Source organism: Flavitalea flava (genome assembly GCF_054461575.1).
Genome location: NZ_JBTLQH010000002.1, coordinates 390,960 through 400,798, shown reverse-complemented (window position 1 = coordinate 400,798; position 9,839 = coordinate 390,960). Strand labels below are relative to the sequence as shown.

The 9,839-nt window shown below is 50.2% G+C and carries 3 protein-coding genes; all 3 read right to left on the bottom strand.

Annotation, left to right across the window (positions count from 1 at the left end):
• Positions 1-29 precede the first annotated feature (29 nt).
• The 3 genes from ACX0G9_RS04215 to ACX0G9_RS04205 all read right to left on the bottom strand — a co-directional run bounded on the left by ACX0G9_RS04215 (position 30) and on the right by ACX0G9_RS04205 (position 9,505).
• A complete protein-coding gene (locus ACX0G9_RS04215; protein ID WP_459063600.1) occupies positions 30-6,668 on the bottom strand; it encodes an RHS repeat-associated core domain-containing protein in 6,639 nt (2,212 codons plus the stop codon).
• A gap of 84 nt (positions 6,669-6,752) precedes the next feature.
• On the bottom strand, positions 6,753-7,673 hold the full coding sequence (locus ACX0G9_RS04210; RefSeq protein ID WP_459063599.1) for a hypothetical protein: 921 nt from the start codon (positions 7,671-7,673) through the stop codon (positions 6,753-6,755).
• Between the two features lie 62 nt (positions 7,674-7,735).
• Positions 7,736-9,505, bottom strand: a complete 1,770-nt coding sequence (locus tag ACX0G9_RS04205; RefSeq protein WP_459063598.1) for a Hint domain-containing protein — start codon at positions 9,503-9,505, stop codon at positions 7,736-7,738.
• Positions 9,506-9,839: the final 334 nt, after the last annotated feature.

Here is a 9,839-nt window from a genome sequence, read left to right as displayed (position 1 = left end):
TCTTTGATGAATCTTTTGTAAATGATCTTTTACAGATTCGCTACGTTAAATGCAAAAGGAACCCGGTGGATCAGCATCGTACCATTCGGCATTAACCTTGACCCTCCCTGTTCAAGGAGGGGGGCAAATTCCGAATAGGAGGCACTTGCTTCGGCACTGATTACGGACATCTCAATCTCCACCGCCGCCGCTTCTGCTGCTGCTGCACCTGCCCCTATTCCGCCTGCTCCTCCTGCGTCCGCTACGGCGATGGCGCCTCCGGCTACGTTCCCGGCGGCTCCTGCCACACCGGCAGCACCTGCGACCGCTCCGGCTGCTCCTGCCACTCCTGCTGCTGCACCTCCGGCTGCAGCAGCTCCTCCGCCGATCAGGCCAAAATAGATAGCTCCTTCGACTGCTGCGCCTATCAATATAATCCCGCCAATTATGGCCCCCGCGGTTCCGGCAATCCATGCCCATGGATTATAGCCGCCCCCGCCGTCCTGCCTACCCAGGCCCAGCGGATCTGTGAAGGAAATGGGATTGCCGGTGACATAGGCATAGCGGTTCAATGTCTGGGAAAAGAGCGTGCTTCCGAAAACAAAATCCCTGTTGATAAAACGCCGGATGCCCGGGTCGTAATAACGGGCGCGCATATAGTACAATCCATTGGTATCATTTACGGCCCCGTCTCTTCCCGAATAAAGAAAGGGGTTTATGGTAGCTCCGTTCTGAGCGGCCAGATTGCCATAAGGATCGTAACCATATTTATCGGTTAGGATGCTCTGACTGTCAGTCAGCGCGAGTGTACTGCCCCTGGCATCGAAATGATAGACCCGGAGATTTCCGTTGCTGTCTTCGCTGCTGATCAACCCCTGGCCGTAAACGAAACTCAGGGACGTATTGCCGGACTGAGCGGTTTGCAGGATGCGGTTTTGTGCCTTACCGGTATCCAGCGGCATATTCAACCGGAAAATAGTGGTCAGCGTCCGGTAACCGGCATTGGCATCAACCAGCAAACGGGTAAATGAGGTATATTCCTGGGTAGTGGAAGGATAAAAGGTATTGCTCAGGACGATCGGCGATTGGAGCAGTTGCAGGGACAGGGGAACGGGAATTCTACTGCCATTCGGAAAACCCGATAAAACCGTTCCGGTAATGGACCTGGTATAGGATGCTTCAGATAATAGCGGACTTGCATAACCGTTTATGTCCTGGACATAATCTGTTGTCTGACCCTGGATCGTGCATTGGGTTCGCAGGCCGTCCGGATCATAGGTGTAGCTGTCCGCACCGAATCCCGTAAGCTGGTTCAGGGAATTATAGGCGAGCGTATTGCTGTTGCCGGGCAGGGAATTGGTATTTCCGTCTGTGTCGAATCCCAGTGGTAACGAATTGAATTGAGTCAATTCATTAGCTGTATTATACTGCGTGGAATTTTGAACGGCAGTCTGACCCGGGGCGATCGGCAGGATGGCGTCCATTTGCCCACGATTGCCCAGGGCGTCTATCTTACTGTAGGCTATGGAAGAAATTACTGCCTGTCCGTTTTTATTGGAAAGGCTGGTCAGTCTGCCCGCATCGTCGAAGACATAAGCGGCATTCGTGCCATTGGGCAGGGCCGCGTTCTGCAGGGATCCATCCGGATAATACTGGTAGGTAGTTTGCCGGTTATGCCAATCCGTTACCTGGTATAATTGTGATCGGCCGTCGTAGAGATAGCCGACCTTTTTCTGATCCGGATAGGTCAATTGCGCCACCTGGTTCATGGAGTTATATTGATAACCTACCGTTTGGGCGGAAGGAACGGAGGTGCGGGTGGATAGCCTGTTCTGGGTATCGAATGTCCGGCTGATCATCGCCGTTCCGTTGACGGTGGTTCCCTGGCTGTTGCCGTTGTTGTCCAGGTCCTGCAGGATCACCACATTTCCGGGAAGCGTGAGGGAGTTGTAGCGTTGGGCTGCATCGTAGCCAAAGCTGATCAATTCATTGCGGGCATTGGTGATCGTATTTAGTAATCCTGCCGGAGTATAGGTGCGCAAAAGGACATTGCCCAGGGCATCTTTTTCACTAACCTGTTGGTTCTTCCCATTAAAGGATAGTATGGTTGGAGTGGAAGGATTACCGGGTAGACCCACATTCACATCCATCAGGTTGGTGGCTGGATTATAGGCATAGCTATAGGCGGTAACGATTTGTGTTCCTGCAATCTTCTGCTCGGTGGTTTGCAGGATACGTCCCAGGGTATCGTACAAATAAATACTGATGGATGCAGTCGTTCCGTCCGGATTTGTGGCGGCATATTGCAGCGGGAGACCGGCGGCGTTATAGAGGATGGCGTATTGATTGCCCAAGGGGTCTGTGCTGGTGACCAGGGAATTAAATACCTGGGGTTTTGCCGGATCCGGCTGAATAGTATACTGAGTGGCAGTGATTTTTCCTTTCTGGTCCTGGTAGGATACGAGGCGTCCCAGGGCATCATAAATTTCGACGACTGTATATACCGGTGCGCCTGATGAAATGGGAGGCAGCGTATAGGTCACTTGCTGACAAAACGTATTGGGCAGGGTACCGGGAAGGATGCAGTAATTTACACTGATCAACTGACCCGCTGGGTTCATCAGCCCGGTCACCCGTCCCAGACAGTCTCTTAATTGTATGGTGTTATACAGGGAAGGCGTGTTTGGATCATACAGGGGGTATACTACTCCGCTTGCGGAAGCATAAGGACCGGGATTGATCAGCAACATTCCATAGGTATACAACCAGGCATTGCCTTTTCCATCGGTATAGGATGTCATCCGACCGGTGGCATCATAGGCGAATTGGTCGACGATCCCAGGAGCAAAAGTAGTCGTGTTTGGATTGTCATTCTGATCATACCCGAATAGCGTGGTCATGGTCTGCCCGGTTGGAGAAGGATAAATAATCTGGCTGAGCAGGTTATTCGGATTATAAAAGTATTGGGTGACCGCTTGCAAAGGATCCGTGACGGTAGCCGTCAATCCGACATCGTTATAGGTATTGACCATTTGATAAGCGCTGCCCAAAGGCTGGCCCGAAAATTGGATCGACCGGGTCAATGTTTTGCCCAGGTTATCAAAAGTCCTTGTAATCGTTTTCAGTATGTTGGAAGCCGGATCCGCATATTGGATTACCTTCAGGCGGAACAAGGGATCCAATGTACACAGATTGCTGCTGCCATCTGCGAAAACGACTTTCATGTTGCGGGGATCGTCGTTGATATACGTATAGGTAGTCAGGTTGCCCGCTTCGTCTTTCATCGTTTTCAGCAATCCATTTAAAATTGCCGGACTTTGATAATAGGTCATTTCTTTGGTCTGGCCCAGGGCATTGGTAATGGTATTTAGGGTTCCATCGGGATAGTAAGCATAGGAAGTAATATTTCCGATGGCATTGGTAAAGGTCAATGGTTGATTTTGGGCATTATAGGTAAAGGCTGCTACCTGGCCTAGTGGGGCAGGATAGGACAGACTGAGCAGGTTCCGGTTGCCGTCGTAGGTATAGGTAGCGCAATTGGCAGTAAAATTTCCCGCCTGCGCCGCCTGTCCCTCGTAAATGGTTTGGGTACTCAAATTGTTCAGCCCGTCATAGGTGTTGGTTATCTGCCTGATCCCATTGTTTGGGAGATTATAGGTAGCCAGTAGCAAATTGCCATTTGCCTTTATGCTCTTCAGGGTAGAAGTATTCGACATACGGTCGGTCACGGTTGCCGTGATCATCGTTACTCCGTTCTCCACGGTTTCCGCATAGTCAAAGGTAAATCCATAAGAGGCGCCTGACGCGACCGCGCGGGCATCCTGTTGAAAGTGGACCCTGTTGCCGGAATCATAAGTGTTTTTGATAAAGGTATTCACCGTATTGCCGTTCTGGTCGGAAGCCGACTGCATCAGGGACAGGCTACTGTCAGTATATATGAAGGAGCGGAGTTTCCCGTTGGGGTCCGTCCTGTTTTGAAGGTCTCCGTTCGTGAAATAGGTATAAATTACCTGGCGGTTGGTCTGGTCCGTTACCTGGTGAATCCTCGAATTGGCATCGTATTGTAATGTAAGTGTTCCCCCGAACTGGCTGTCCGTGATCGTTTGCAAACGGTTCTGCCCGTCATACTGCAGCGTGGTTTTATAGCCTTGTAAAGATATGATTTCGCTGAGCTGGCCGTTTGTTGTAAAAATATAATTCGTCTGAGCCGCCGTTGTCAATACATATTGATTGGTGTTTCCCTGGTCGTAGGGACCGAAATAAAGCTGTTCCCCATTGGGAATTCCTGAAGGAATATAATTCCCGGTTACGGAAGAGGGAATGTTATAGCCGGAGACACTGCCCTGGCCCCAGAGGACGACCAGTTTTTGATTTGACGGGTCTGTGAGAATGCGGGTGTTATAAGAATGATTCCACCGGTTACCCATTGGCGTTCCTGTATAGATGGGGTTTTCGGAGGCAATGGGCGAATAGGTATTATAAAAAGTGATGAACCTTAATGGCAATAAGGCCGGCACTTCCATGTCGGTTGCAGAATAAGAATAGCTGCCTGAAGACAGGTCCACCGGATCTCCGCCTTTGGGAAAATTTATTCCCGTTCCGGGCGGGATCGTGGTGACCTGATTTTTGGTGAATGTGATATTACCTTTTTTCCAGTCCCCGGTAAAATCATTTTGTTTGGCTCTAACCTGGACGCAATAGACTGTCGTATCGGGATCACCTTTGAATTGGGTGTTATTCCAATCGATAGAAAAGGAAGTCTGCACTCCATTTTCACGTGCTATGTTTGGACCGACCAGTTGGCAGGCGGTCTCGGTGGAACTATAATCCGGGCATCCGGATGAAGCGCGGCAAATAGCCAGATCGAAGAGGGTATTTGTCACACATTCCGGGTTGGACCAAACTGCGGTAACTTTGCCCTCTCCATTGGTAGTTGGATACAGGTTGGCAATGGAAAGACTGCAGGTGAGACCGACGATTACACTTTGTTGCTGGGACCACATCCCATAGGTATTATCCTGGACGGCCTGTACCTGGGCAAAAAATTGATCGTGGAGCGCCATGGGCACATTGGTAAAGACACAGGTGGTGCCGGACGCAACAGTCATATAGGTATAGCTGGGGGTACCGGTTCCATTCCAAAATCTTGCCCGGAAACCCGGATTGACGCCAGCGGTAAATTGCCAATTCAGGGTGATCGTATTTTGGGCGAGGGCTGCCGTTACGACGAGATTGGACGGTCCGTCGAAAGTATGAACCGTAACCTGCTGTTTGGCCGTCCATGCGCCGATCATTCCCGCCGACAGCGTTCGGATCCTCGCCTTTATATGGTCTCCGACGGAATATTCGAATTGTGCGGCAGGGATGGTTAGCGAAGAGGATTGTCCTGCCGGGAGGGATTGGAATACCAGGGTATCGGTTCCACTGATCGTTTTAAAAATCTGGACATAATAACCAGAGAGCTGAGGCTGAGCGTTCCAGTTTAACTGAAAAAATGGAGCTGTGGCATCATTTTGATAATAAAAGACAGGTAGGACTGGAAGAGAGGGTTGTGCCGGGTTGGCCGGCCCCAACGCGTTCAGTGTAGCCGTTTGGAAAACGAACTGCCAGCTGTCCTCAGAGATCAGGGAAGGCGCCAGATCATAACCGGGGTTGGTTACTATCACCGGCGTTGTTGCCGGTAAAGGTCCGCCGTTCTTAAACAGGGCGATCTGGTAACCGGCCGCCTGATCCGTTGCTGTCCAGGCGGCAGGACAGGTCAACACCGATCCATTAAGTGCCGGTATAACGGTTGGCAATACCTGTTGCAGATTTAGTGTTCTTGCGGTCGCCGGTTCGCTCCAATCTCCCCCGGCCGGTTGGACAATGGCGGAGTACCCATGATTTACCTGGAAAATAGTAACGGCCATTGAACTTCCGGTCAGGTTGGTAAAAACCTGTACCCTACCATTAGTGGTATCGGTGAGCTGCAGCGAATAACTGGCTGCCGTGCCGCCGGTCCAGGAGACCTGTAATTGCAGCGTCAGAAATACCAGGGTGGAAGGAATGAATACAGGAGTGCCCGATACCGTTCCTGAATTGGCGGTGGTATCCATACTCCATTGTATCAGGGGAGGCCCATAACCTCTTACCTGCATGCCGCTTAGCACCTCGTCATCGGACAGCACGCCGGTATACCATCGGAACTCGCTCATATTTCCCTGGAAATTAATTTCTCCCGATGCACTACCCAAACCCAGCGCCAGGGCGCCTCCTGCAACAAAACCTTGTCCGGAGGTCCGGGACAGGGCTCCGCTACCCGAAAATACCGGCATCCCGTCCTTATAAACCTTGATCATAAAATGGGTATCATCAGAAGGAGCAAGGGTTATAGCCAGGTAATGCCAGTAATTATCGGCAATGGAAATATTGGTAGCGATGGTATTACTGCCGAAACCGATCGTAATATTATCCGGCCCTTTAATAAACAGCCGGGGCGTCCCTATCGGGTTAGAAACCGAATAACTCATCAGGACGGCACCCGCATCCGTTTGCTGAGTCTGAATCCAGCAGGAAAACGTAAAACCTCCGACCGGTAAATTGGTGAACGGATTTAGACCGGTCGTTACCGTTCCGTTAAAGGTAAATACCTGGACAGGGCCGGGGAGCTGGCTGGAAGAATAATTGAGCTGGGCGGTAAGAACTGGCATATACGATAAGGCTGATAAAAAATATTGTTGCTTGATCCTGAAAATTGCTTCCTGATTGATGATTTTTAAATGGTTATGCCCGGATTATTCCGGCGCTGCTGCGATCGTATTCAGATTCCCCGCATCACTGTAGGAATAGGTATAAACAAAAGCAGCGTCCGAAGTTACCGTCTGCAGACGGCTTAGCTGGTCATACTGATAGATCACCTGTGTGGCAAAAGGTGTAGGCGCTGGGACGGACCAGGGCCCCTGGTTTGACCCCTGCATGGCCTGTGCTTTGAACAGATAAGTTTTTCCTCCTTCCAGTACCAGGGGGACGGATGCCGATAGGTTGGGGGAGGGTGGCGTAGCCTCGGAAAAAGAACCATCCGTCGCATAGACCAAGGCGGTATACAATATATTTTGCCCGGAAACGCCGGTCCAGGTTCCGGAAAGATTAATGAGGTCATAACTTATAAGTGGAGTGCCTGGCGGTGCGGTCAGAATGGTCGATAGATTGGATGGGGGACCGGACACAACGCCGGACACCAGGTTGACGGAGGCGTTATATGTTTTTTGTGTGTCAAGGGAGCAAGGGATAACTGCGTTCGTGCCGGAAGTCGGTGCAGCCGCTTCTTCAAAGCTGCCATCCGTTGCTTCCACCAGGGCTGCATATTGCGTACCGGAAGGTAAGGTCATGGAATTCCAGTAAACGGTTGCATTGGTCCCGTCGTAATTGACGCTTGAAAGTTGTGGAGCGTCCAGAATCAGGGTCAACGGGCTTGAGCCCGGACCGGGAATACCGTTCTGGGTGCCGAATACCTGGGCCTGATAGGTATGCCCGGGAGGCAATACCTGGGGAATGGCGACGGAAGTTCCCGTGACGGGCGGCGAAGCAAATTGGGTTGAGCCATCCGTTGCCTGGATAATGGCTGAATATGTAATACCCGTACCCTGCAACGGTTGCCATTCGAATTCGGTTTGCGTTCCATCATAACCGATGGAAACGATAGTTGGAGCCAGCATGTCCGAAACATTTATTTTTCAGGTAAGGACCTTTTTTTCAAAAGGCCATTTCAAAAGGCCAGTTACGAAGGTTTTTTATCCAGAGAGTGCTGATAATCTTTTTTCCACTTATCGGGTAAGCCGGATAATATAGTCTTGCTGTCTGAAAAATATTTCTTCTCATAAAAACGCTGCATGTCGGCATCTCCTACCAGGATTCCGTTGGCATAAAAACTCCTGTTATCGTTGGTAAGGGCGATGCCATCTTTTTCGTCGCCGACCTTCAGGTTCCAGACATGATCTGTATATTTTTCCTTAGCAATGGACGTTACCCGGCTATTCCCTTTTTCCGTAAACAGGGTATCGCCTATCTTCAATTGAAGCGCAAGCAGTATGCCCCTGGTAGTGATAACCGGGTGTCCGTCGGTCAGCAGCAGATCATGCTGCTGGTCGTCCTTTATTCTGATCATGGGCTTGGATTCGAGACCGATGGTAGTGCTGGTCACTGTTAGGAAGGGGCCTTCTTTCCCGCCCCTGGAGGACGGCGAACCAGGTTGCCTGCCAGACAGGACTTTTTTATTTACAGTGATGGATTCGATCCGGGCATCTTCGACAGGTTTGTCCTTGCCTCCTTTTATTCGTACGTGCGTCCCTGTCGCCAGGCAGCCATAGGCAATCTCCATGGGAGCAATGACTACGGTATTCAGGTTAGGAGTGGCTCCGGAAGCATTCGTAATGGAAAATCCGACGGTTCCCGTATTTTTTATCGAGACCTCGAGATGCATGGTATAGATCACCGGGTTCAGGTTTCCGGAGCAGGCATTTCCAAAACTGGCGGCCGGAATATCCCAGGTTAGCGTATCTCCGTTCATCTGGACATACCGGAAAAAGGAATCCTGGGGCATGCTCAGTTGGCATCCTCCGTCATGACTGCGGGACGGATCGATCAGCGAGACACTGGCAAAAGCATTGATCGGCGCACCTGTCGAATCATAACGGATGGGTTGGATACTGTCGAAATAAATGGCTCTTCCATGTATGGGGAAGATCACCGGCCAGGGAGAGGCCGAATTCCGATAGTAGTCGCAGGTGCCGGCTTCCATCCGGACCAGGCAGATCAGGATCAGGTTGGGCGATTTGCCGTTGGAATCAATCGGGAAATAATTGTTGATGGCTTTAGGATAAAAAACGCCGGATTCATAAGTATATCCCTGACCGGTACCTCCATCCGGTGTGTTATAAAAATAGCTCATCATGGCGATGACCGTATCTCCGCTCTGCATTTGGTTCTGCGTATTGACAAAAACCGTATCCCCGCCATTATATTGCTCGGTATGCCCGGGATCTCCGATGGGGATCGTATCCTTATCATATAGCTGGAGAACCAAATGCGTGATGGAAGTTCCTCCGGGTACGGAAGAAACACCGGAGGAAGCATAGACCTGTCCGTTTGAAGTGCCAAGAGAGGTAATGATATTCATTGTATCGAGCGGCAAGGTGGAATCGGGCTGATCCCCGACCATGTTTTTGGGACTGGAAGGGACCCGCGTTTGTTTATCCTTGACCTCAGTAAGTGCCGTGAACAGTTGCGGACGGTTTTCTTCATTCAAACCGGCTTTTTTCAGCATCCCGGTATGATAGCGGTAATGCACATCGTCCGCATAGTTAAAATGATTTTGGCGACCGTATTTTCCTTTTCGCAAGAGGTATTTGGCGTCTTCCGATTCAGTCTGTTTGGAATAGGGGCCGGGTCCCTTTGTATCCGTGCGGTTGACTCCGCATCCGGGTAACAGGAAGACCAGCATACAAAATACATAAATGCAAATAACAGAATAACGCATCTTCCATATCATAAGAAAAGGTTTAGGTGGAATGGCAAGGGCAGGATCATTGGTGTTAATCCAGGTACGCAATGGTTGATACAGGGTATAGAAAAGTTTCCACTGAATGGATTCAGTGTAATAGGCCTGGACGCTAATCAGTTGCCTGAGAATGGATAAAGAGGAGGTTGCCGGTATCCGATGGCCAATTTTGGTGTAGATGAAATTTCCATCTTAATTTAAAATGTAGGAAACCTGTTTCCTGATCCTGAAAAGGAAGATAGTTTATTCTCGTATAAAGTGATGTATAACTGCACGGATAAATGCAAAATACCGTGTTTTAACCTATGAGTTCAGGTGTTTATAC

What these genes read in the sequence shown, in the direction of transcription:
- ACX0G9_RS04215 (WP_459063600.1), bottom strand. Translation starts at nt 6,668, where the DNA reads ATGCCAGTTCTTACCGCCCAGCTCAATTATTCTTCCAGCCAGCTCCCC.
- ACX0G9_RS04210 (WP_459063599.1), bottom strand. Translation starts at nt 7,673, where the DNA reads ATGCTGGCTCCAACTATCGTTTCCATCGGTTATGATGGAACGCAAACC.
- ACX0G9_RS04205 (WP_459063598.1), bottom strand. Translation starts at nt 9,505, where the DNA reads ATGATATGGAAGATGCGTTATTCTGTTATTTGCATTTATGTATTTTGT.